The 22638-nt window shown below is 38.2% G+C and carries 22 protein-coding genes; 13 read left to right on the top strand and 9 right to left on the bottom strand.

The annotated features are described in order from the left end of the window. Positions 1 to 7: 7 nt before the first annotated feature. Positions 8 to 1138 (bottom strand): 2OG-Fe(II) oxygenase, encoded by a 1131-nt coding sequence (locus AC27JP_RS16305; RefSeq protein WP_487116955.1) that lies wholly within the window; start codon positions 1136 to 1138, stop codon positions 8 to 10. A gap of 183 nt (positions 1139 to 1321) precedes the next feature. On the opposite strand from AC27JP_RS16305, the gene AC27JP_RS16300 reads away from it, so the two are divergent. Both AC27JP_RS16300 and AC27JP_RS16295 read left to right on the top strand, forming a co-directional pair. Further along, entirely contained in the window at positions 1322 to 2185 is an 864-nt protein-coding gene (locus AC27JP_RS16300; protein WP_487116953.1) for a YicC/YloC family endoribonuclease, read from the top strand. A 137-nt stretch (positions 2186 to 2322) separates the two neighbouring features. Then, a complete protein-coding gene (locus AC27JP_RS16295; protein WP_487116951.1) occupies positions 2323 to 2988 on the top strand; it encodes a YceH family protein in 666 nt (221 codons plus the stop codon). 19 nt (positions 2989 to 3007) lie between these two features. On the opposite strand, the gene AC27JP_RS16290 is transcribed toward AC27JP_RS16295, so the two are convergent. Then, positions 3008 to 3415: a hypothetical protein gene (locus AC27JP_RS16290; RefSeq protein WP_487116949.1), complete on the bottom strand. Its 408-nt coding sequence runs from the start codon at positions 3413 to 3415 to the stop codon at positions 3008 to 3010. A 36-nt stretch (positions 3416 to 3451) separates the two neighbouring features. Then, positions 3452 to 4531 carry a metalloprotease gene (locus AC27JP_RS16285; RefSeq protein ID WP_487116947.1) on the bottom strand — a complete coding sequence of 360 codons (1080 nt, stop codon included), beginning with the start codon at positions 4529 to 4531 and terminating at the stop codon, positions 3452 to 3454. A gap of 258 nt (positions 4532 to 4789) precedes the next feature. Between AC27JP_RS16285 and AC27JP_RS16280 the strand changes: the two genes are divergently transcribed. Continuing rightward, positions 4790 to 5863, top strand: a complete 1074-nt coding sequence (locus AC27JP_RS16280; protein ID WP_487116945.1) for an MltA domain-containing protein — start codon at positions 4790 to 4792, stop codon at positions 5861 to 5863. 23 nt (positions 5864 to 5886) lie between these two features. Here AC27JP_RS16280 and AC27JP_RS16275 read toward each other — a convergent pair whose 3' ends face one another. The 4 genes from AC27JP_RS16275 to AC27JP_RS16260 all read right to left on the bottom strand — a co-directional run bounded on the left by AC27JP_RS16275 (position 5887) and on the right by AC27JP_RS16260 (position 10339). Continuing rightward, complete coding sequence (locus AC27JP_RS16275; protein WP_487116943.1) at positions 5887 to 7785, bottom strand: polysaccharide biosynthesis protein; 1899 nt, start codon at positions 7783 to 7785, stop codon at positions 5887 to 5889. Positions 7786 to 7913: 128 nt separating this feature from the next. Further along, positions 7914 to 9095 carry a DegT/DnrJ/EryC1/StrS family aminotransferase gene (locus AC27JP_RS16270; protein WP_487116941.1) on the bottom strand — a complete coding sequence of 394 codons (1182 nt, stop codon included), beginning with the start codon at positions 9093 to 9095 and terminating at the stop codon, positions 7914 to 7916. Positions 9096 to 9107: 12 nt separating this feature from the next. Continuing rightward, a complete protein-coding gene (locus AC27JP_RS16265; RefSeq protein ID WP_487116939.1) occupies positions 9108 to 9752 on the bottom strand; it encodes an acetyltransferase in 645 nt (214 codons plus the stop codon). Continuing rightward, positions 9749 to 10339: a sugar transferase gene (locus tag AC27JP_RS16260; protein WP_487117013.1), complete on the bottom strand. Its 591-nt coding sequence runs from the start codon at positions 10337 to 10339 to the stop codon at positions 9749 to 9751. Before AC27JP_RS16260 ends, AC27JP_RS16265 begins: the two co-directional genes overlap by 4 nt. Before the next feature lie 146 nt (positions 10340 to 10485). Here AC27JP_RS16260 and AC27JP_RS16255 point away from each other — a divergent pair, with 146 nt between their 5' ends. The 9 genes from AC27JP_RS16255 to AC27JP_RS16215 all read left to right on the top strand — a co-directional run bounded on the left by AC27JP_RS16255 (position 10486) and on the right by AC27JP_RS16215 (position 20804). Beyond that, the gene (locus AC27JP_RS16255) at positions 10486 to 10917 is read left to right on the top strand and encodes a serine O-acetyltransferase (protein WP_487116937.1); all 432 of its coding nucleotides are present in this window, start codon (positions 10486 to 10488) and stop codon (positions 10915 to 10917) included. Positions 10918 to 10967: 50 nt separating this feature from the next. Beyond that, the gene (locus tag AC27JP_RS16250) at positions 10968 to 12065 is read left to right on the top strand and encodes a glycosyltransferase (protein WP_487116935.1); all 1098 of its coding nucleotides are present in this window, start codon (positions 10968 to 10970) and stop codon (positions 12063 to 12065) included. Beyond that, positions 12052 to 13146, top strand: a complete 1095-nt coding sequence (locus AC27JP_RS16245) for a glycosyltransferase (RefSeq protein ID WP_487116933.1) — start codon at positions 12052 to 12054, stop codon at positions 13144 to 13146. The genes AC27JP_RS16250 and AC27JP_RS16245 overlap by 14 nt, the downstream gene beginning before the upstream one ends. Next, positions 13143 to 14468 (top strand): O-antigen ligase family protein, encoded by a 1326-nt coding sequence (locus tag AC27JP_RS16240; RefSeq protein WP_487116931.1) that lies wholly within the window; start codon positions 13143 to 13145, stop codon positions 14466 to 14468. The genes AC27JP_RS16245 and AC27JP_RS16240 overlap by 4 nt, the downstream gene beginning before the upstream one ends. After that, positions 14469 to 15980 (top strand): oligosaccharide flippase family protein, encoded by a 1512-nt coding sequence (locus AC27JP_RS16235; protein WP_487116929.1) that lies wholly within the window; start codon positions 14469 to 14471, stop codon positions 15978 to 15980. Between the two features lie 75 nt (positions 15981 to 16055). Further along, entirely contained in the window at positions 16056 to 17165 is a 1110-nt protein-coding gene (locus AC27JP_RS16230) for a glycosyltransferase family 4 protein (RefSeq protein ID WP_487116927.1), read from the top strand. A gap of 149 nt (positions 17166 to 17314) precedes the next feature. After that, on the top strand, positions 17315 to 19489 hold the full coding sequence (locus tag AC27JP_RS16225; RefSeq protein WP_487116925.1) for a TonB-dependent receptor family protein: 2175 nt from the start codon (positions 17315 to 17317) through the stop codon (positions 19487 to 19489). A 134-nt stretch (positions 19490 to 19623) separates the two neighbouring features. Further along, positions 19624 to 20454, top strand: a complete 831-nt coding sequence (locus tag AC27JP_RS16220) for a mechanosensitive ion channel family protein (RefSeq protein WP_487116923.1) — start codon at positions 19624 to 19626, stop codon at positions 20452 to 20454. A gap of 29 nt (positions 20455 to 20483) precedes the next feature. Continuing rightward, complete coding sequence (locus tag AC27JP_RS16215; RefSeq protein ID WP_487116921.1) at positions 20484 to 20804, top strand: antibiotic biosynthesis monooxygenase family protein; 321 nt, start codon at positions 20484 to 20486, stop codon at positions 20802 to 20804. Here the strand turns inward: AC27JP_RS16215 and AC27JP_RS16210 are convergent. Beyond that, positions 20792 to 21223, bottom strand: coding sequence for a TlpA disulfide reductase family protein (locus AC27JP_RS16210; RefSeq protein WP_487117011.1), 432 nt, complete (start codon positions 21221 to 21223; stop codon positions 20792 to 20794). The genes AC27JP_RS16215 and AC27JP_RS16210 overlap by 13 nt on opposite strands. A gap of 242 nt (positions 21224 to 21465) precedes the next feature. On the opposite strand from AC27JP_RS16210, the gene AC27JP_RS16205 reads away from it, so the two are divergent. Beyond that, a complete protein-coding gene (locus tag AC27JP_RS16205) occupies positions 21466 to 21972 on the top strand; it encodes a hypothetical protein (RefSeq protein ID WP_487116919.1) in 507 nt (168 codons plus the stop codon). Between the two features lie 6 nt (positions 21973 to 21978). On the opposite strand, the gene AC27JP_RS16200 is transcribed toward AC27JP_RS16205, so the two are convergent. Continuing rightward, positions 21979 to 22341, bottom strand: coding sequence for a hypothetical protein (locus tag AC27JP_RS16200; RefSeq protein ID WP_487116917.1), 363 nt, complete (start codon positions 22339 to 22341; stop codon positions 21979 to 21981). Between the last annotated feature and the right edge of the window lie 297 nt (positions 22342 to 22638).

The following is a 22638-nucleotide window of genomic DNA, read 5'->3' as shown; positions in this document are numbered from 1 at the left end:
ATTTTAGTTATAAATTCAGTTCGACGAGATTAGTTTTATAGCTAGTTTCGTTGGACCGGTACCATTTACTAAGTATCCATTTCTCACCTGATATTACGGGTAAACTTTGATGTAAGGACGGCGGTAACGGACTTAATTGCTTGCTGACGTTGTCAAATACAATTAGCTGGCCTCTATGGCCAGCTATCTTCTCTGATATACGTGGGAAACAGGTTTCTCCGCCTTCGTCAGCCGGCGATAAATAGCAAAGTACGGTTCTCACTCTTTGCCCTCCATCTTGCATTGCTAATGCAGAGCCAGGATCTTTTGGATGAAAAAAATCATAATGGGCTTTGTATTCATTTCCCTTCTGATAATAAAGAATATTACTTAATTCACCATGAGTAATAGGCAAGTTGATGAGTTTGCTAATACGTTGCTCGATATCAAGCAATATCCAATCGTTGGACGTTGGAACCAACTGACTAAATTGGTTAGTTCTAATCGGGCTTTGTATTCTTTTACCGCTTTCACCGTCGACTACCATTGACGGCTCTAGAAAACTTTGACTCCGATATTTTAGCCATACACATTCAAATTCATTAAGGAAACTATCAACCGTAGCAAGTGAAATCTCATGATTATGGTACTTTAAGGTATGTTGGGTATTCGAGCGGTTAAAACTTTGGTAGCTAGGTTTTTTCGTCGTAGTGCATTGACTAGTTAAATTTAGTGCATTGAGTAGCTCATTAGTTTTAAAAATATCGGCGTGAGAAAGTAAAATTTCTTGGGCTAGTTCAGGTTTTTGATTTGCGCAGGCTAAATAGGCGCAAACGATTATCGCAGGCTCCTCTTTAAGCTTATAAGCTTGTTTTAAATAGGTATTGAAATCTAAGGTTAACTCGGGATGAAAATACAACAGCATTGCCATTTTGTAGTTGGCCATTTGCAGACCTTCTTGGGCTAGTTGTAATAAATATCCTATGCCTTGATTCGGGTCTTTCTGCATTAAAAAATCAACTTTTGTCAGCAGTGCTTCTGGTATTTTTTTGTCTAATAGCGGTAAAAAAATTTCATTGAGTTTATCAATTTGGCCGGAGGCGAAATATTGTCTGCATAGCTCTAATTGTTTATTAGTATCTTTATTTTCTATTTGCATCGCCGTTAAATTGTCCTCGGTTTATTTTAAATTACTATTTGATCATTCATTTTATTGTAAACAACCTTTGAAATACGCTATGAGCATAGTTAGACAAAAGGATATTTAAAACATTGAAGTAGATACCGGTGCCTACCTCAGGCATAATTCCCTTAAGATAAATATAAGCATTTAGGAAATTCTATGATCCACAGTATGACAGCATTCGCTCGCCATGAAGTCAAGGGGGAATGGGGGAATGCCGTATGGGAAATTCGCAGCGTAAACCAACGCTTTCTCGAAACTTACTTTCGTTTACCTGAGCAATTTAGAAGCATAGAGCCAGTGTTACGTGAACGTTTTCGTAAGCAGTTAAATCGCGGTAAAGTTGAATGTAACCTGCGTTTTAATGCTAACGCAGGCGAAAAAAGTAATTTAACAATGAATACTGCACTTGCTGAAAATTTGCTAAAGCATGCAAATTGGATCAATGAGCAAACATTAAATAGCCAAATTAACCCTGTAGAAATCATGCGCTGGCCGGGCGTGATGGAAGCAGAAGAATCGGATATGAATGCTATTCAAGCTGAAATTCTTGCTGGCTTTGATCAGGCGCTGAAAGACTTCATCGCTGCACGCGCCGATGAAGGTGCCAATATGAAAGCGCTTATTGAGCAACGCCTAGACGGCATCATCGCGCAAGCGGAATTAGTAAAAGGGCATATGCCGGAAGTTATTGCATGGCAACGAAAACGCATTACGGACAAGTTTGCTGATGCGAATATTGAGCTTGAATCGTCACGTGTTGAGCAAGAGCTTGTTTTACTCGCGCAAAAAATGGATGTTGACGAAGAAATTGACCGCTTATTCAGCCACGTAAAAGAAACTCGCAGTATATTGAAAAAAGGTGGCGCACAAGGTCGTCGATTAGACTTCATGATGCAAGAATTTAATCGAGAAGCAAACACCTTAGGCTCAAAATCAATTAATGCTGATATCACCAATTCAGCTGTTGAATTAAAAGTGTTGATTGAGCAAATGCGTGAGCAGATCCAGAATATAGAATGATTTGTTTTCAATGATAAAAAGCCATAGTTTACTGATTGTTAGACTATGGCTTTTTTTATGGGAAATTAAGCACGATGTCATAGTAAAAATGTTAATTGCTTGATATAACTAGGCACTTTACTAAGGATGCCTTCTATATGATCACACTATCCGCAGAGCAATGCCGCATTATTGGCGTAATGCTAGAAAAAGAAACCACCACACCTGAACAATACCCTCTGTCTATCAACGGCATTACCACCGGCTGTAACCAAAAAAGTAACCGTGAGCCAGTGATGTCGCTATCAGAAGCTGCCGTACAAAATAGCGTTGATGAACTGGTGAAAATGAACCAGTTAATGATAGATCACAAAGCCTCTGGTCGAGTCAGTAAGTATTTTCATCGCTTTTGTAATACTGAGTTTAGTAATTTGAAATTCACCCCTCAGCAAAGAGCCATTATTTGTGTGCTATTGCTACGGGGGCCGCAAACGCCGGGTGAATTAAGAACTCGCACGAATCGTTTAGCGGACTTCGCTGATGTTAGTGAAGTTGAAACCGCATTAAACCAGTTACAAAACTTAAATAATCAAATTCTGGTTAAAAAACTCGAACGAGAGCCAGGTAAGAGAGAATCACGCTATGTGCATTTATTCTCAGATCTTGATGAAAGCTATGTAGCACAATATAAAGACACTGAAACAGTGGTTAAGCCTGCAGAATGCGATAATCATTTAGTTCAGCGTGTAACGGAGTTGGAGCAACAAGTGGCTTCATTAACAGAGCAATTAGCCTGTTTAACTGAGTTACTTGAAGATAAGTAACGATTATTCTGAATGAGTATTATTGTTGGTGGATTAAGCCCGTTTCATCATTTTCAAAACCATGGCAAATATAGCTAGTTAACTGGCGTTTTTTCTTGGATATTTGGTGGAAGTGTTCATAACCAACCGAAAAGGCAAAAGGGTTAGCGTTATAGTCGGCATAAGATTGATCAGCGCCGTTTTTTGCTTCTCTTACACCGGCGGCGAACGAGCTGAGAAAATCACCTCTGTTGTTAAGCAATATCGTGGTGGCGCTATTGCTGCCACCTTCCACCAGCTCTAGTGCGCCTAATTCAATGTACTTATCAACAACTGCAGTATTGAAAAATCCGCAGTATTGCTCAGTTTCAACATCGTAGCAAACAGGAGCATCGTTTGTTGCTTCCATTAATGAAACGAATAATTCTCTTACTTTTTTTGAAATCATCAACTATTCCTTTTATCTACTAGCGTAACTAACTGTTTAACTGCCTAATATTTTAAGTGGCAGCGATAATGCCTCGTTACCCGTTTGGCCAACCAGCCAAATAATAGCCGCTAAACCGCCAACGGTGATCACATACCATATGGCTGATACAATTTGTGCATAACGATTAAGTGGTAGTAACTGACTTAAATGTCGACTTTTATATTCAAAGAATATTTCTATGCTACCAATAGCCAGTAAGAAGCCTAATAGTGCTAAGCCAAAGTGATAACTAAGATAAATGCCCAATACTGCGCCTAATATACAAGCCACTAAACCTAACTTTGAATTAATTGAAAAGGCGATGCTTTTAAGTACGTGGCCACCGTCTAATGGCAGTATCGGTAACAAATTAAACAAATTTAGTAGGGCATTAAATACCGCGATGCCGGCGAGTATTTCAATATCAGTCAGCCAATAACCTACTAAGCAGGCGATAGATAGTATTAAGCCGAAGAAAGGCCCCATGATGGAAATAACGATATCTTGCCAGCGGGTATTAATTTTGTCGTCACTAAGTGCTAAGCCACCAACAAAGGGGATGAGATAAATGCCTTTGGTTTTCAAGCCAAAGTATTTCATTGCTTTGATATGGCCATATTCGTGAAAAACCAAACAAAGAATTAATGCGATGGCAAATTCAATAGAAAATAACCAGCTATAGGCTGCCAGGCTGCCGGTGGCAAACAGCACTTTAATTACTTTAGCGCTTTTTAGTAACTTTAAGCCAAGGCCTGCCAAGCCAATGAAACTAAATTTGATCGGTTGCTTTTCACCTTTGGTGATTTGGCGTTGCTCAATGTCTTTTTCATCGAGAGAATTGTCGTGAACAAGCTCGTTATTAACTAACAGCTGAAATTGCAATGCGAATGGCTGCCACTGCAATGAGCCTTTAAGTTCAATTGGTAATTCGCCTTGTTCAGTTTGCAAGGCAAATTGATGAAAAAATGACTCGTTGTCGGCATTGGCATTAATTTGTGAAACACATTGATTATCCCAAAATAGCTGCTGCCACCCAGCCATTGAACCTTCTAATCGCAGCGTTTTCCCTAAACATTCTATTTCTAATAATTGCACTTAATACTCACTAATAACCGATACGCAAATAAAACCTTGCCCGATTATCACTATATTTAGCGAGGCAGCAAGGTTTATTGATAAAATACTCAGCATATTTGCAAGTGTTGTAGTAACGAAATTGCATTAATAATTTAAGTGCCATAGTGGCGCAGCCTTTGGGATTGTCATACCATGGTGCTATCTTCAACCTTATGATTTGCTGCTATGCGCCTTGGTTTATATTTTTTCGTTTCGCTTACGGTTTGTTTTAATTGTGTGGCGAAAACTTCCGACAGTTTTTTTACCTTAGATAAAGCGCCAATGTTAGGAAAAATGGCGAGTTTTAAAGCCAGTGCTTTGTGTGATGTTGCAGATGAAACTAAAGGTTATTTAGCGCAGTTTTCTGAAGATAAGTTTGCCGTGCATGCAGGTACGGTTTTTGATGAAAAGGTGACGCTGAAAAGGGTAGAGCAGACCTTGGCATTTATTTGTCGAGTATACAGAGAAGACGTTCGTGCAAAGCGTAATAGTCGCCTTCATGATAATAATTTCTTACGTGAAAATTTTGAATTCTACCGTTGGACTCCTGATGTTAAAACCGCACGTGCTATCGCACTAAAAAGCACTAGTGAAGTTAAAACTAGAATGTTGAACGCCATACCTGAAGATAAAATATTCTTAACCAAGTATTACACCAAATTGCTAACTGCTAGTGACGTAAAAACATCGCAATATAGTCAGGCACTTTACGCCTTACCTCATGATGAGCAAGGTTTAGGATTAAATGAAGCAAACGAGAATTTATCGCTAGCCCGTCATCAATACACACGTCAGCAAGTGATTGCTGGTGTATTAGAAGAAAAAAAATTGGCAAAACCTTTGATATGGCTAACTGAAGAAGCATTGCATGATGTGTTATTGCAAGGTACTGGTGTTGTTGAAGTTAATGGTGAGCGTCGTTATTTTAATGTTCATCGCAATAATGGCATTGCCTATGATTATGCGATAGGAAAGCGTGAGCAAGCGCGTTATTGGTATTTTTCCGAAGTGCCTAGCATTATGGGCTACGGTGAAACGCTTGATAGTAAGATTGCAATAGCACCGCAAGTTTCCTTTGCGGGTAATGTGGCTGAATTGGGGTTAGGTAAGCTGTTTATGGTTAGCTACGATATTGCTGGCGAGAATGTCTCTCGTTTAGGTATTTTATCTGATCAAGGTGGCGCTTTTGACAATAACTTATTCCAGCTCGATTTATTGGTTGATAGTTATTTTGGCTGGCAAGACTACCATCAGGCGAATAAGCACCTACCGGATTACGCAAATGCTTGGTTAATGTTGTTAAAGCATTAGCGTAGCGGTAGTGAGGTTGTCAGCTACGCAACATCGTCTTGCTTAGCTGCTTTATTCGTCTCGATGTTATTTGGAGCAGGTTGATAATCAAGCGGTGCGGCAATTAATAATTGACGAATTTTTGCTTCATTTTCATCACGCATGGCGTCTTTTAATTGGTCGATGATGATGGCAACGTCACTCCAATGTAATGAACGTTCATTGGCAGTTAAAATGCGTTGATGAGTGGTTTTTTTGGCATTATCATCGATTAACAGCTCTTCATAGAGTTTTTCACCAGGACGTAAACCACTATATTGTATGGCAATATCACCATTTGGGTTACTGTCGTCTTTAATTGTTAGCCCCATTAAATGGGTCATTTTATAAGCCAAATCGACAATTTTTACCGGGTTACCCATATCTAATACAAAAACATCACCACCGGTGCCCATAGCTCCCGCTTGAATAACCAATTGTGCGGCTTCGGGAATGGTCATGAAGTATCGAATAATATCTGGGTGAGTAATGGTGATCGGGCCGCCACGCTTAATTTGCTTTTTAAACAGTGGTACCACTGAGCCAGATGAGCCTAAGACATTACCGAAGCGAACCATGACAAAGCGAGTATTGTGATCTTTTTTAGCGAAACCTTGTAACACCAGTTCAGCCAAGCGCTTAGTTGCTCCCATTACATTGGTTGGCCTTACCGCTTTATCAGTTGAAATAAGGACAAAGGTTTCAACTTCACAATAAATTGCTGCTTGAGCGATTTCATGCGTACCGAGAACGTTGTTAGTGACACCGGCAATAACATTGTTTTCTACCATAGGCACATGCTTGTATGCGGCAGCATGATATATTGTTTGCACTTTATGCTTATGGAAAATATGCGTCATTAACATGCCGTTTTGTACGTTTCCGATTAGCGGCTCTATGTGCAGATCATTGTTAGTTTCTTTTAGCACTTCACTGAGTTCTTGATGAATTTCATAAAGTAGTGCTTCACTAACATCAAGTAAGATAAGTTCTTTTGGCTTGTTTGTTACAATCTGGCGACATAGTTCTTTGCCAATGGAGCCACCAGCACCCGAAACCATAACGATTTTATCTGTAATATTTGCACTGAGTAATTCAGGTATCGGCTTTACTGGTTTGCGTCCCAATAATTCATCGACGGATACTTCTCGTAGTTCATCGATACTGCGCTTGCCAGAAACAATATCTGACATGTCAGGAACTATTAACAACTCCAGAGCATAAGGCTCAAGCTTATCAACAATTTGCTTTAATCGAATAGGATCAACTTTCGGAATCGCGATAAGCACTTTGAATTGACCATATTTTTTTATTAGTTTTGCAATATTCTTGTGAGAATGGATTTTAAGCCCTAATACTCGCCGCCCAACATAGCGTTTTTTTTCATCTAAGAATGCTAGTGGTTGATATTTATTGCCCTGCGAAAGTGCATGAACTAATTGCCGACCAGCGCTGCTTGCGCCATAAATAACGACCGCTTCACGTTCATCGAACCAATGCTTTTTTGATATAAGACTAACTAGAGCTCTGACTCCGGCAATTTGAATACTGGCAAGTACCAGGAAAACAATGGGAACAGAACGAGGTACAAAGGCGTCAAAAACAAAACTGGTAAGATATAAGATTGTGCTGGCGACAATCAGTAGCAATTGTATTTTAAGAAATGCTTTGGCATTAAAAAACCTTACAACAGAATTGTAAACATCAAAGATATAAAATAAGGCTATCGTAGAGGTGACAACGGTAATAAAACCGATATTTTCATGCCATGAAATTTGAACGCTATCAACACCTAACCTAATAATGTAGGCGAGGTAAAATGCGATAGTCAAGGCTACTAAATCGTAGGCAATAGCTAGCATGAGCTTAACTGAACTCGGTATTAAATCAATTCGTCTTACCATGGGACTACACCTTACAACACGTCGCTTTTAACGCCGAACTACGTTAACGATCTTTATTTTGTATTCTTGCAATATATTGTTACATTGTCATCAGCTAATTGCTAAATTAATGTGAATAACTTGTCACATTAATTCTGATTATCAATTTTATCGAGTGCTTGTTTCAGTAATTGACAAATAGTATTCATTTCGTCAGATGTTAGCGTAGGGTGTACCAAAAACATTAAGCTAATTTCGCCTAATTTTTTGGCATTTACTAGGTCCGCTTTTGGTCTTAGATATGTATTATCAAATGCTTTTTCTTTATAAACTTCAGAACAGCTGCCCGAATAACAAGGTACATTAAGCTCATTGATAGCGTCGATGATATCGTCGCGAGAAACGTCGTTAGGAACTTTACTTTCATCTAGCATGACGTAGCATTTATAATAAGCATGGACAATATGTTCAGGTATTTGTGGTGTTACCAGCCAAGCGTATTGCTGACAAACCTGAAAAATTTGCCGCGCATTTTCATTGCGTTTTCTTGTCCAGTTTGGCATGTGTTTAAGTTGAATGCGACCAATGGCTGATTGCATCTCTGTTAAACGCCAATTAGTACCAAAACTTTCATGTAGCCAGCGGTAGCCAGGTGGATGTTGCTTTTCATAAACGGCGGCGTAAGATTTACCGTGATCTTTATAGGCCCATGCTTTGCGCCAGAGTTTTTCATCATTAGTGGTTAGCATGCCGCCCTCTCCACCTGTGGTCATAATTTTGTCTTGGCAAAAAGACCAAGCACCGATATGACCAATGCTGCCAACTGAGCGTCCTTTGTATTTGGTACCATGTGCTTGTGCACAGTCTTCGATAATAAACAGGTTGTTGTCATTAGCCAACGACATGATGTCATCCATCTCACAAGGCCAACCCGCTAAGTGAACACAGATTATGGCTTTAGTTTTTTCGCTTAATACTGCTTTGATGGTTGCGGCGCTGATGTTTTGGTTATCAAGTTCAACGTCGGCAAAAATTGGCTTAGCACCGGCGTTAATAATACTGCTGATTGAGGCGATAAAAGTCCTAGACGTGACTATAACTTCATCGCCCTTATTGATATCTAAAGCTTGCAGTGCAAGGTCTAATGCCAAGGTGCCATTAGCAACTGCAACGGCATATTTGCTATCGGTATATGTAGCAAATTCTTTCTCAAATTTTCTACCTTCTTGGCCGGTCCAGTAGTTTACTTTGTTTGATTGTAATACCGCAGTAACTGCCGCTGTTTCTTCTTCAGTAAAGCTCGGCCATGGTGAAAATTGAGTATTTAGCACGTTTATTCCTATTTATTTTGATTGTAGTGAGCGGATAGCTTTGGCGGGTACGCCGAGATAAAGAAAATTGTTTTTAGTATTTTGAGTAATCACCGCACCGGCACCAACTTGGCAGTTTTCTCCAATGCTGATACATTCAATGACTGAGCAGCCGATACCTAGCCAAGACATTCTGCCAACATGAACGCCGCCGGCAAGGTTGGCGCCAGGAGAAATATGGCTAAATGCAGCTATGTGGCAGTCATGATCTATTGTCGCGGCGGTATTAATAATGCAGCCGTCGGCTATCTCCGTTCCGATATTTACCACGGCATTAGCAAATACGACGACGCCTTTACCTATCTGACAATGTTCACTGATAGCTGCTGTAGGGTGAATTATAGTGGCAATACTGGCTTTCGCTGCCTGTAGTTGCGTTAGTATTTCTGCTCGCAGCAAGTTACTGCCTAGCGCGACAATAAAATCAGCCTCTTGGCTATATCTCACCCAATCACTTACAGCTCCCTTAATTTCCCATGCCGCGTTATGCTTACGTTCTGCAAAACTATCATCGAGGAAGAAAATATTTTTATGGTAACCGGCTTGTTGGGCGCAGTCGGCAACCACTCGACCGTGGCCACCCGCACCTATGATCACTAATGTTTTATGTTTATTCATTCTTTACCTGTGAATTTAGCCATGGTTGCTTCTCCATCTGCATTGATATCAGACTGTGAAAATACTTTTTTGATGGTAAGCAATATAATTTTAATATCTAACCATAGTGATTGATTATCGACATACCAAACGTCTAATTCGAATTTTTCTTGCCAACTAATGGCATTGCGGCCATTGACTTGTGCCCAACCCGTAATGCCAGGTTTTACTTCATGTCTGCGGGCTTGTTCTTTCGAGTATAGCGGTAAATATTCCACTAATAATGGCCTAGGCCCAACTAAGCTCATGTCACCTTTTAGTACTGACCAAAGACCAGGTAATTCGTCCAAACTGGAGTTTCTTAATTTGATACCAAAATCTGTTAGGCGTTCGCTGTCAGGTAATGCTGTGCCATGTTTGTCGGACGCATCACGCATGGAGCGAAATTTTTGCATCGTGAATATTTTCCCTGCTAAACCGGGTCGTTTCTGTGCAAATATTATCGGTGTCCCTAAATTTTTGGCGACTCTATAGGATACTATTAAATAGATTGGGGAAAGGATGAACAATGCGAGTGCCGACGCCAAGATATCAATCGTGCGTTTAATGATTCTATACATAATGAGGAGCTAGCATCTAGAAAATCTAATGCTGCAATTTTCCATTTTTGCTTTTTGACTTTATTTTCCAATATAACAGGAGTAAATTGAACAGTACAATAATAACAAATTGATTTTCATATCTAAGTCTCATTATGCATGCAGTAGTCCGTTTATATTATTTATCGCGTTGGTGCTATTTAAGAAAAATCCCTATTTTACCTAAACTTATTTATTACTATATCCGTATTGTTTTTGCTTGTGATGTTAAATATACCGCTGAAATTGGAAAAAATGTTGGTTTTTTTCATAACGGTTTAGGTGTTGTTATTCATAAGGAGGCGAAAATTGGTGAGGGCACCTGCTTATATCAAAATGTTACCATTGGCGGAAATGGAAAAGCAGAGGCTGATAATGGGATTCCAATAATTGGCAAGAATGTCTTTATTGGTGCTGGCGCGGTAATACTTGGACCAGTGACTATCGGTGATAACGCCCGTATCGGCGCAAATTCTGTCGTATTAAGCGATGTGTTAGCAAACACAACCGTGGTAGGTTCTCCAGCTAAACCTATCAAGAAAGGTTAATGCCTCTAATGGTCTCTATTGAAACTCCGAAACGAGTCTTGCATGTTTTTATGAATTTGAACCTTGGCGGTGCTGAAAGCCGTATTATGGATTTGTTTCGTACTCAAGATGCTAATGTTCTAGTCAATGATTTTGTTATTATGACCGACGAGCATTGTTATTTTACTGACGAGGTGCTTGCGCGCGGTGGTAAAATTCATACTATTGATAGCCCACGCAAAGGGCTTGTTAAAAACCTTTGGCAACTTTACCTATTATTGCGCAAAAAACCAAAGTACACCGCAGTGCATGCGCATACATCATATTATTCGGGGTTATGTGTCTTCATTGCTTATTTAGCCAGAATACGAGCTCGAATAACCCATGCTCGAAATACGAGTACTGGGGCAAGTAATTTGTCTACTCGATTGATGTTTTCAATTGGTCGACTATTGACTAAAAGTTTCGCAACTAGCCGTTTAGCCATTTCATCTGATGCGGGTAATTTTTTATATGGAGAAAAAGTAAATAATTCTTGTTTTGATGTCATCCCTAATGCCTTTGATTTTCGAAAAATTAGGCATAGAGGGGATATAGATGCACAAGATAAACTAGATTTTTGTATTGATTCAACATTGCTAAATATTGTTTGCATTGGCCGCTTCTATGCCGTTAAAAATCACGCGTTTTTACTTAATTTAATGCAATTTATGGCGCAAAAAAGCAACGATTTTTGTTTGCATTTGATTGGCGATGGTGAATTAAATGAAGAACTTAAGAGTAAGGTGCAGGACTTACACTTAGATAAGAAAGTCAGGTTTTGGGGGAAAAGGGCCGATGTTGATCAATTATTGTCTTTATTTGATGTTATGGTCATGCCCTCTCTAAATGAAGGACTGGGCGTTGCCGCATTAGAAGCTCAAGCCGCTGGATTGCCTTGTCTTTTATCCGATGGTATTCCACAAGAAGCTGATATAGGTTGTGGCCTTTGTCGATATCTTTCATTGGAAGCAGATTATGATATTTGGACCAATGCGATACAGGATCAATCTCTTCTACCAATAGTAGGCAAAGGGGACATTAATCAGCAGTTTGAAAAGCGAGGTTATAGTTTGTCATCGACAAGACAACGGTATTTGGATGCATATTTAAAATATGAAAAAAATTAGAGTATTACAGGTTATTCCAGCACTAACATTAGGGGGAATATCTTCTGTTGTGATGAATTGGTATCGTCATATTGATACTAGCAAATATCAATTTGATTTTATTAGTTTTAATGATGGACCTTTACGAGAAGAGATTGTTGCATTAGGAGGGGGAATTCACATTATTCCAACGATAAAGCAACAACCACTAACCTATTTAAAGGCGATATACCGGCTACTGTCAAAACAGCCAAGCTATGATGTAGTGCATGTTCATAATAGTTTTAAAAACGGCATTTTGCTTTGGATTGCTAAGAGTAAAGGAGTGAAAATTCGGGTTTGTCATTCTCATACCAGTGGCGTAGAAAATAAATTTTTAACGCCTTTTATGGGAATACTTAAATATGTTGTAAATGCTGCAAGTAATGTTCATCTTGCCTGTGGAGATAGTGCCGGTAAATTTTTATATGGTAGTAAGCCTTTTACGGTTATCAATAACGCTATCTCGGTTCAGAGGTATTTAACTGGCTCTGCAAATAGTCCGCAAATTAAGGCTCAGTTTTCATTACCTGTTGATAAAACATTGATATTGCATGTTGGACGTTTTTCGACTGTTAAGAACCATCAGTTTATTTTGCAATTGGCTAAAGACAAAGAGTTAAGTTCGTCTATACATTTTGTCTGTGTAGGGGAAGGGCCATTAAAAGCAGGTTTTATACAAAATATTGCGGATGAAAAGCTAACTTCTCGCTTTACCATATTACCTGCAACACCAAATATTCCTGATTTATTGCAGTGTGCAGAGGCTTTTATTATGCCTTCCTTATTTGAAGGTGTGTCAGTCGCTTTACTTGAGGCTCAAGCTGCAGCTTTACCCTGTTTAATTTCTAATACTATAGCGAAAGAGTCCGATATGGGATTAGGCTTAGTTACTTTTCATTCTTTAGAAAACCTATCTTCTTGGCTTATGCAATTGAACAGCCTACTGGCATCTGAACTAACAGATGAAATGATTTCTGAAGCCTTTTTTAGGCAAGGTTTCTCGACAGAAAGTGCATTAGCTAAGTTAGCTCAACTTTATAAGTTACGTGAGTTAAAATGATAGTAAATAAGGTAACTCAGTTAGTTAATGTTGAAGTTATCCTCATCTCTCTTCTTATTACTCTTTATGCAATAACCTCAAGTGCGCCATTATTATTAGTTGTTGTCTTCGTTGGAATTATTTGTGCCATCATTTTGCCTTTTGGCCGCAGTATACAATTAACTGTTTTCTTATTGCCTTGCTCTGAAGTATTCACCCAATCCCCCTATATTTCTATTTCACTTTTGACTTTTATTTTCTTGGCTATTTTTGCTCGTTACTTACTAACTCAGGTTTTAGAGACTCAATATTTTCAACCCGGGCTACTTGTGATGCTACTGGTTTTACTTTACGAGTTAATGCATATTATTTACAACCCAGTGATGGCGTCTACACAAACCGTTCGTTGGTCTATATTTTTTATTTTTACATCATTATTAATGTTTGATCGAAACAAGTACTGCTCGTTTTCACAATTACGCTTTGCATTGTTATGCGGTTTAATTCTATCTACTCTTTATGGGTTATTGCATCAGTACTTTGCTCCAGTGAGCAGCTATTCCACAAAAATTATAGCTCGCTTTGCCGGTGGTGCAGGAGATCCAAATAATTTTGGTTTGTATTGTTTGCTGCTTATTTATTTTTATTTACCGACGATACCTAGAGAGAATATTTCAAAAAAATCTTATGCAATTATTTTGATGATGTTAGCATTTGGGTCATTAACGGTTTCTCGGAGCTTTTTTATTGTCGCGACTCTTAGCTTAGTCAGTTATTTTATTTTTTATTACCGTTCGGCACTAGGAGATATTTTTGTTCGATTTTTAATGTCTTTGAATAGCTTACTTATTATATGTTGTTTGTATTGGGTAAGTGACGCCTCTTTTCTTGGTGAATTAGACATATTCGCTAGGTTTAGTGGTGATAATCTCTCGGATTTAACCGGTTCTAGAAGTGACATTTTGCAAGAATATATTCGACTTTTTTTTGAGTTACCCAATAGCTTTGTTTTATTTGGCGCCGGTATTAATGGTTACTTAGGATATTACAATTACTATTTTCTGCAAGCAGGAACATTTTCAGAAGTTGTTGGCCCGCATAATACTTTGTTAGAAGCACTCGTTAGCTTCGGTATGCTTGGTTTTTTATTATTTGCTGCCTATATCTATTTAGGCTTTCAGGCTGAAAAAAGTCGCACAGGTAACTCTCAACTATTTCGTTTAGCTTGGCTGCCGATTATTGTATTTTTATTGTATTGCTTTAGTCTGCAGAACTTAGGCAAATATGGTAGTTATTTTATATTAATGTTGATTGTTTATAACACTTACAGAAAAGAACCGTAAATGACAAATGATAGTCGTGAAAGACGAGTAGGGGTGATACTAAGCTATTGCTCAATTGCCATTCGTAATGTCATGGCGTTGCTATTAATTCCTTTTATAATCAACCATCTTGGTGTTAGCGATTATGGTATTTACAGTTTAGTTTCTGCTTTGGCCGGTTACTTAATTGTTTTGGAGTTTGGTTTAGCCAATACCACTATTCGTTTTTTGTCTGTCTATAAAGCCAATAATGATAAAGTAAAAGAAACGGAATTTATAAGTAGCATTATTCTAATATATGGTGCCTTGACTTTGTTCGTTTTTTGCATTGGCTTAGTAGTTTGGGTGAAGTTGCCTAGCATATTTCAACAAGCAATGACGGTAAGTGAAATTAATGTTCTACAGTCTGCATTTATTGTTTTACTACTCAATGTTGTCATTACCTTAATGAGTAACTCACTAACAGGCATTATAAGTACGTACCAGCGATTTAGATTTCAAAAAATGACTGAAATTATAGTGTTTTTGGGACGCTGTATTGCGGTGGTTATCTATTTACAATTGGATTATGGCGTATTGACTATCGTTATTATCGATACTATTACAAATTTACTCCATGCCTTTGTACGCTATAGATATATTCGTAAACATATTGATATACGTTTTAAACTTGTGTTACCAGATAGAGCAACTTTGAGGGAAATATTTGTTTATTCTTTTTTTATTGCCTTGAATGTGATTGTGAATCAAATTAATTGGCGAGTAGATAATCTTATTGTTGGAACTTTAACTAACAGTAAAACACTCGGAATTTTTAATATTGGTAGTCAATTAGTGTTCAGTTTTATTGCGTTTGCGAGTGCAATATCTAACATTTTCACACCTAAGATTGTTCAAATGGTGAAGCAAGATGTGTCTTCTGTGGTTCTTATGGCACAGCTTAGCACTATAGGTAGATATCAGATGATCGTGCTGGGTTATGTTTTTGTTATATTTTTAGCTTTGGGAGAGTTGTTTATAACTTTATTTGTCGGGGCTGAGTTTTTAGAGGCTTTTTGGGTCGCTATTATTCCCATGTTGCCGTTTATGTTTGTCTTAGCGCAAACGTCTACAAATGCTGTGCTTCAAGCATTAAATAAGCACAAAGTGCGTAGCCTACTGTTACTTTTTACCGCGATAGGTAATGTTGCTATTTCGATCATATTGGTTAAAAGCATGGGGATGGTTGGAGCTGCTTGGGGCACGGCAATAACACTTTTTGTCGGTGAGCTAATATTAGTAAATATCTACTTATATCACGCGATAAAACTGAATATGCTTCATTTCTATTGGAAGTTAATTCGACATTCTTTACCTGTAATGCTAATCGCTGGTGCATTGGCATTTCTAATTTCTAATTATTTGCCTTCAACTTGGACTGGGCTAATATTGGGCTGTTTTATTATTGGTTTTATTTATATTGTATGTACTTACTTTATTAGCTTAATGTCAGAAGAACGTAAAGAAATCAATCGTTTGGTTTACCGGAAGTAAGCCCTATTACTGATATGATTTATTTAGTATTGAGCTTTATCAATTATAGCTCGTTTAATTTGTAGGGCTTTGTCTTTGAAAATTCTTATTATTGGTGCTTACCCAAACTCTATCGTTAGTTTTAGAGGTAAATTAATTCGGTATTTTGTCGATGCGGGCCATGAGGTTACTGTGATGACAGCCGCAGCTACGCCAGAAATTGTGGCCGATGTTGAAGCGTTAGGAGCGTCATTTCGATCTTATAGTGTTGAACGTAATGGTTTAAACCCTTTCGCAGATTTGAAAACCTTAGTGGCAATTAAATCGGCACTCAGAGAAATAGAGCCGGAGCATGTGCTTGCCTATACGATTAAACCGATAATTTGGGGGGGGATTGCGGCTCGTTTAATCGGCTTTAAAGGGTTTAATGCCATGATAACTGGTTTAGGTTATGCGTTTGAAAAAGGCTCATTAGTGCGTAATACAATTAATTTTATTGTGAAGCACTTGTATAAGTTTGCCCTAAAAAACTGTAAAAGTGTCATTTTTCAAAATCAAGATAATCGTAAGCTTTTTGTTAGTTTAGGTTTGGCTGAAGCCGATAAATGTCATCGTGTTTTTGGTTCTGGTGTTGATATTGAGGAATATCAGCAGAAACCTTTACCGAATAAAGATCCTACATTTTTACTTATTGCTCGATTATTAGGTGATAAGGGGATTAGAGAGTTTGCTAAGGCTGCTAAAATAGTTAAGCAGCAGTATCCAAAAGCTAAGTTTCAGTTACTGGGCCCCTATGATAGCTCGCCAGATAAAATTAGTGCCGCAGAAGTAACACAATGGCAAGCTGGCGGCCAAATCGAATATTTAGGTGAAACAAAAAATGTCAAGCCTTTTATCGAAGCTTGCCATATTTATACTTTGCCATCTTATCATGAAGGACTACCTCGAACAGTGCTTGAAGCAATGAGCATTGGGCGGCCAATATTAACTACAGATGCTCCTGGCTGCCGAGATACTGTTGAAAATGCCAATAACGGTTGGTTAGTGCCTGCTCGAAATATTGATGTATTGGTTAGTCGTATGATTTGGTTTATAGAAAATCCTGAAAAGTGGCAAAGCATGGCGAATAGAAGCCGGACATTAGTTGAAAATAAGTTTAATGTGAATCAGGTTAATGAAACCATAAGCAATATTATGAAACTTTAAGATTAGCTGTATATAAAACCGTCGGGTTAAATATCCTTTTGATCTATATCAATTGGATATTATAAATAATGCAAATGATATTGATTCTTGTTTAGTCTCGTGGTCTAATGCGCGCAATTAAAATAATTGTTTCTTTTATAGGCGTAGCTATGCGAATCTCTTCTCTTTACCAACCCGCGTTCATTGCTTTATCTGTTGTTAGTGCTATTTCCAGTTCTGCTATTGCAGATGATGATATGGAGCACTTAGCTATTTTTGGTAGCGCTCAGGCCGTTAATGATGTGCCGGGTAGTGCACATATGATTTCTCAAGCAGAGTTAGAGAAATTCGATTTTACCGATATTATGCGCACGCTAACATCTGTGCCAGGTGTTTATGTATTGGAAGAAGACGGTTACGGCTTACGTCCGAATATTGGTATGCGTGGCACCGGACAAAACCGTAGTGAAAAAGTCACCATTATGGAAGATGGTGTTTTAGCGGCTCCTGCTCCTTATTCAGCACCATCGGCATACTACTTTCCAACCGCAGGCCGTATGCAACAAGTTGAAGTATTAAAAGGTACGTCAAGTGCTATGTATGGCCCTCGCACAACTGGTGGTGTGGTTAACATGCTATCTCGTACCATTCCAGAACAAGCGTTAGCAGGGCAAGTTAATTTAAGCGCGGGCGAAGACGGATTTGGCAAAGCACACGCTTATGTTGGTGGTGCCGGTCAAAATGTATCGTCAGTATTTGAAGTATTCCGTTACCAAGCTGATGGCTTTAAAGATGTAAATCACACCGGTGATGATACTGGATTTGTTAAAAATGACATCATGGCTAAAGTGATGATCAACAGCGATAATGATGCCAAATACTATCAAGAGCTAGAATTCAAATTAAAGTATTCAGATGAAGATTCAGATGAAACTTATATGGGGTTAACGGAAGCTGATTTTAAATCTGATCCATATTCACGTTATTCGGCGTCTCAACTTGATAACATGGATACCAGTCATAAACAGTTGCAAATTAACCATCACATCAAGTTATCTGATCGTTTTACGCTAGGCACAACTGCTTACTATAATGAGTTTAGTCGTAACTGGTATAAAACCAGCAAAGTTAATGGCAATAGCCTGAGCAGTGGTGGTATTGACGATGCAGCTGCATTTGATAACGGTTCATTTACCAATGATGAAATTAGCGTTGATGTAAAAGCCAATAGTCGTGACTATCTTTCACAAGGTCTTCAAACAGTTTTAGATGCGGATTTTGGTGCTCATCAAGTTAAATTTGGTGCCCGTTATCATGAAGATGAAATGGATCGCTTCCAATGGGTTGATAAATATACGCTAGATAACTCGGCTTACGAAATGACCTTAACTGAAGCGGGTATTCATGGGGCTGATTCTAATCGTATTGATTCAGCTGAAGCGATTGCTTTATTTGTTCATGATGAATATACCTTTGGTGATTTTATTTTCAATGCGGGCTTACGTTATGAAGATATGACTATTTCTCGTAAAGAATGGAAAGGTATTATTGACCGTAACGAACCAACAACCAAAGATATCAGCAATGACGTCGATGTTTTATTGCCATCATTAGCAGTAACTTACCGTGTAAATAATGATTTAGTTATTATCGGCGGCGTACAAAAAGGTTTTGCGCCACCAGCACCAGGTAACGACAAAGCTGAAAATGAAGAAAGTATTAACTACGAATTAGGTTTACGTTTTAATCAAGATACATTGAGTGCAGAGGCATTATTTTTCTACTCTGACTACGATAACATGCACGGTAACTGTACGGCTAGCCAAGGTTGTGATGAAGAAAATGTAGGTGATCAATACAATGCTGGTGAAGTAAAAGTTTCGGGTTTAGAAGCCAAAGCAGGTTATGAGTTTGCTGCCGGTTCGGTAGTTATTCCGGTTGGCTTAACTTACACCTTTACGGAAACCGAGTTCCAAAATTCATTTGAATCAGGTTTAGATACTTGGGGTAACGTTGAAGCGGGCTTTGAATTACCTTATGTGCCAGAAAATCAATTGCAATTGACTGTTGGTTTGGTTGGTGAAAAATGGCGTAGTGATATTTTAGTGCGCTATATGGATGAAATGCGCACTACCGCAGGTCAAGGCAGCTTGATAGCAGATGAAGCTATTGATAGCCGCACGGTTGTTGATATGGCCGCCCATTATACTATTGCAGACAATCAAGAAATTACCTTCAATGTTGATAACTTATTAGATAAAGAATACATGGCAACACGCACACATGGTTCTATTATGGTAGGTAAACCTCGCAGTGTAACTTTAGGATATAAATATAGCTTCTAGAGCATATGTCTGAAATTGAAAAAGCGAGCTTTATAGCTCGCTTTTTTTATATGTAAAATATAGAAGACCATAGCTATACTGATGAAAGCAATAAGTTTTACTATTTGCACTATAACAATAAACAGGAATAAATTATGGAAATGAATGTTAGCACCTTAGAAAGGTATGCCACTATGTTAGGGGATTTAGCCGTGCAGTTTGGCACTAAATTACTCGTCGCTATTATTGTCTTGATCGTCGGACTTTGGATTGTTAAGCGTATATTGAAACTATTTGATTTGGCAATGCAGAAGAAAAATGTAGAACTTACCCTGCATCAATTTTTAATCAGTATTGTCGGCATCATGCTCAAGGCTATATTGATCATTATTTTTGCCTCTATGGTTGGGGTTGAAACGACTTCCTTAATTGCGGTATTAGGTGCTGCAGGTTTAGCGGTTGGTTTAGCGCTGCAAGGGAGTTTATCTAATTTTGCTGGTGGTATATTAATCTTGTTCTTTAAACCTTTTAAGGCGGGAGATGTTATCGACGCGCAAGGCTATGTTGGTGTGGTGCAAGAAATTCAAATTTTCAATACCGTATTGCTAACCTTAGATAACCAACGGGTGATTATTCCAAATGGTTTATTATCAAATGGTTGCGTTAAAAATATTTTTGTTGAGCCGACTCGCCGCGTAGATTTAACCTTTGGTATCAGTTATGGCGATGATATTAAGAAAGCGAAAGCGGTATTACAAAGCGTTATTGATGCGGATGAACGTATTTTAAAATCACCGAGCGCTGATATTTTTGTTTCGGCACATGCTGATAGTTCAGTGAACTTGCTTGTTCGCCCTTGGACTAATTCTGAAAATTATTGGCCAGTGTATTTCGGGGTGATTGAAGAGGTGAAACTGGCATTTGATCGCGAAGGTATTACTATCCCGTTCCCGCAACGCGATGTACATATGATACAACCTAAGTAGTTAAAACTTAGGTTAAATGAAACGATAGAATGAAAAGTTTACTTGCTGAAACACCAACACCGCCATATTACGCGGTAATATTTAGCTCAGCAATGAATGATAACCATGACGGCTATCATGATATGGCTGAGCTTATGGTGGAGCTTGCGCAACAGCAAGTAGGCTTTTTAGGAATGGAATCAGCTCGGGAAGATATCGGCATTACCGTTTCTTATTGGCGGAGTTTAGCTGACATTCGATGTTGGAAACAAAATAGCCAACATATGGTTGCACAAAAACTTGGCCGTGAGCAATGGTATAAAAACTTCTCGGTACGTATAAGTAAAGTCGAAAAATGTTATGGACTTTGAATAGTGGTCGGTTGCGTTAAAAGGCGAATAATTTCTTGTTCATAAGCTAAGCTTTTTTGCTTATTAAAGCCGACATGAGCACTAACAAGACGACCCGTTCGGTCAATTATAAAACTGCTTGGCATGCCCTTAAGTTTATATTTTCTCGCAATATGGCCCTTAGGGTCATAAATAATTGGAAATACCGCGGGGCTCTGCTCTAAAAACTTGTTTGCCAAGTTACGATCATGATCCAAATTAATACTGATTATTGTTAGCCCTTGTTGGCTATATTTATCTTGTAATTTATTCATCCATGGAAATGACTTTCGGCAAGGGACACACCAAGAAGACCAAAAATCGATATAGATAACATTGCCGGCATGGGTTTGTAGCTTTTTGGTTAATAATTCCAAGGTATCCAGTTTAGCTGTTTGCATAGCGAAGGAGGGGCTGGCGATCATCAGAGAGATGATTAAAAGTAGGATAGTTTTTATGTTCAAAATGTTAATTACGCCATCAATGTTCTTTATCTATTGGTTATTTAAACACGGCTATGTCTTGTAGCAAAGTAAATTTACGGTTTAGCTTTGACCATTACAAACTGTTTTTAAACATTTGCTTACAGACACAGATGATATCTTTTTATATGATAGCTAGTGGCGTAAATCGGGAGGGTGACATGAATAGAATAAATTTTTTAGTAACAAAACTTAGCTTGGTAATTTATTTATTCACATACAGTTTTTTATTGTTAGGTGTTAATGCCGCAGTAAAAGCTGAACAATCTCAATCGGCGAATATGGATCAATGGCTAAAAGCACGCTTTGGCGAGCAACATGAAAAGTTGATCCCAATTGTTGCTGTTGCAGATATGTATTTTAGTTGTCAGCAAGACCTAGAGCCCGATAGTCAGTTAACAATTAAAGCGTTAATTACTGAATTAGATCGAGATGTATTGGCTGAAAAGCTCATTACCTGTTTAGATGGTGCATCAGTTAAATCTGATCTAGCACTAAATTATGGTTTAAAGGGCTGCTTTCATGAACAACTCTCGGCATTATCGTTACCAGAAAAACAACAAAAAATGATCTTAGTAACCAAAGCTATTGCAGCGCTTTCTCGGGTTGAGCGGCAAAAAAGTTTTACACAGTGTGTGACAGATCAAGCAATAGGATACTTAAAGTAAATAACGCTATTTCTCGGTGTTTTTGTCATCAACAAATGAACTGGGAAGGATCTCAACACCAACCATCCGGGCAACTTTTATCATAATAGGAATGGTGATGGGGGAAAAAGGCAAAATTGCGAAGACACCGATACCAAGCCCTTTTAATATATCGATAAATTGCTGATTGGCAATGCGCATTTCTTCAGCGCTTGCTCGACGCTTGGTATAGCGTTTATATATACTTAGCATTTCCTTGGTTTCAACCTTCTCTTGAGCTAATGCTATTTTAATTTTTAGCATGCTTCTTTTTAGACGCACATGATTACGCTTTTTGCTGATAAGCAAAACACGAATAGGTGCTCTGTGAAAGTGAAGCCAAATTTTCATACCACCATTCTCCCACATAACAAATCTAATGTAAGTATTGCCAGTGTATAACATTTCTTTAACATCAACTTGTTCTACGTTTGTTTTTTAAACACAATTGCTTTATTTGTGGGTATTTGTTACTAAATTGTCGATAAATACTTGAAAAATTCGAAAACTTTATATAATCCTATATCTTAGCAATATTCACAGTTAACATAATTTGTAACAAATGCTAGGAAACTGACACAGAACAGGTTTTTATATTTATAACAATATGACTTATAGTTAAGCTAAGTTAAAAAAATAAAACAATGG

The organism is Colwellia sp. SU-HH01172 (genome assembly GCF_057553355.1).
The sequence above is the reverse complement of the archived record's forward strand: the minus strand, read 5'-3'. Positions and strand labels throughout refer to the sequence as shown.

Coding starts and splice junctions, on each gene's coding strand:
- AC27JP_RS16225 (WP_487116925.1), top strand. CDS start 17,315: ATGCGAATCTCTTCTCTTTACCAACCCGCGTTCATTGCTTTATCTGTT.
- AC27JP_RS16250 (WP_487116935.1), top strand. CDS start 10,968: ATGAATTTGAACCTTGGCGGTGCTGAAAGCCGTATTATGGATTTGTTT.
- AC27JP_RS16275 (WP_487116943.1), bottom strand. CDS start 7,785: ATGGTAAGACGAATTGATTTAATACCGAGTTCAGTTAAGCTCATGCTA.
- AC27JP_RS16240 (WP_487116931.1), top strand. CDS start 13,143: ATGATAGTAAATAAGGTAACTCAGTTAGTTAATGTTGAAGTTATCCTC.
- AC27JP_RS16235 (WP_487116929.1), top strand. CDS start 14,469: ATGACAAATGATAGTCGTGAAAGACGAGTAGGGGTGATACTAAGCTAT.
- AC27JP_RS16265 (WP_487116939.1), bottom strand. CDS start 9,752: ATGAATAAACATAAAACATTAGTGATCATAGGTGCGGGTGGCCACGGT.
- AC27JP_RS16290 (WP_487116949.1), bottom strand. CDS start 3,415: ATGATTTCAAAAAAAGTAAGAGAATTATTCGTTTCATTAATGGAAGCA.
- AC27JP_RS16300 (WP_487116953.1), top strand. CDS start 1,322: ATGATCCACAGTATGACAGCATTCGCTCGCCATGAAGTCAAGGGGGAA.
- AC27JP_RS16255 (WP_487116937.1), top strand. CDS start 10,486: ATGCATGCAGTAGTCCGTTTATATTATTTATCGCGTTGGTGCTATTTA.
- AC27JP_RS16205 (WP_487116919.1), top strand. CDS start 21,466: ATGAATAGAATAAATTTTTTAGTAACAAAACTTAGCTTGGTAATTTAT.
- AC27JP_RS16295 (WP_487116951.1), top strand. CDS start 2,323: ATGATCACACTATCCGCAGAGCAATGCCGCATTATTGGCGTAATGCTA.
- AC27JP_RS16305 (WP_487116955.1), bottom strand. CDS start 1,138: ATGCAAATAGAAAATAAAGATACTAATAAACAATTAGAGCTATGCAGA.
- AC27JP_RS16220 (WP_487116923.1), top strand. CDS start 19,624: ATGGAAATGAATGTTAGCACCTTAGAAAGGTATGCCACTATGTTAGGG.
- AC27JP_RS16210 (WP_487117011.1), bottom strand. CDS start 21,223: ATGCAAACAGCTAAACTGGATACCTTGGAATTATTAACCAAAAAGCTA.
- AC27JP_RS16200 (WP_487116917.1), bottom strand. CDS start 22,341: ATGAAAATTTGGCTTCACTTTCACAGAGCACCTATTCGTGTTTTGCTT.
- AC27JP_RS16215 (WP_487116921.1), top strand. CDS start 20,484: ATGAAAAGTTTACTTGCTGAAACACCAACACCGCCATATTACGCGGTA.
- AC27JP_RS16245 (WP_487116933.1), top strand. CDS start 12,052: ATGAAAAAAATTAGAGTATTACAGGTTATTCCAGCACTAACATTAGGG.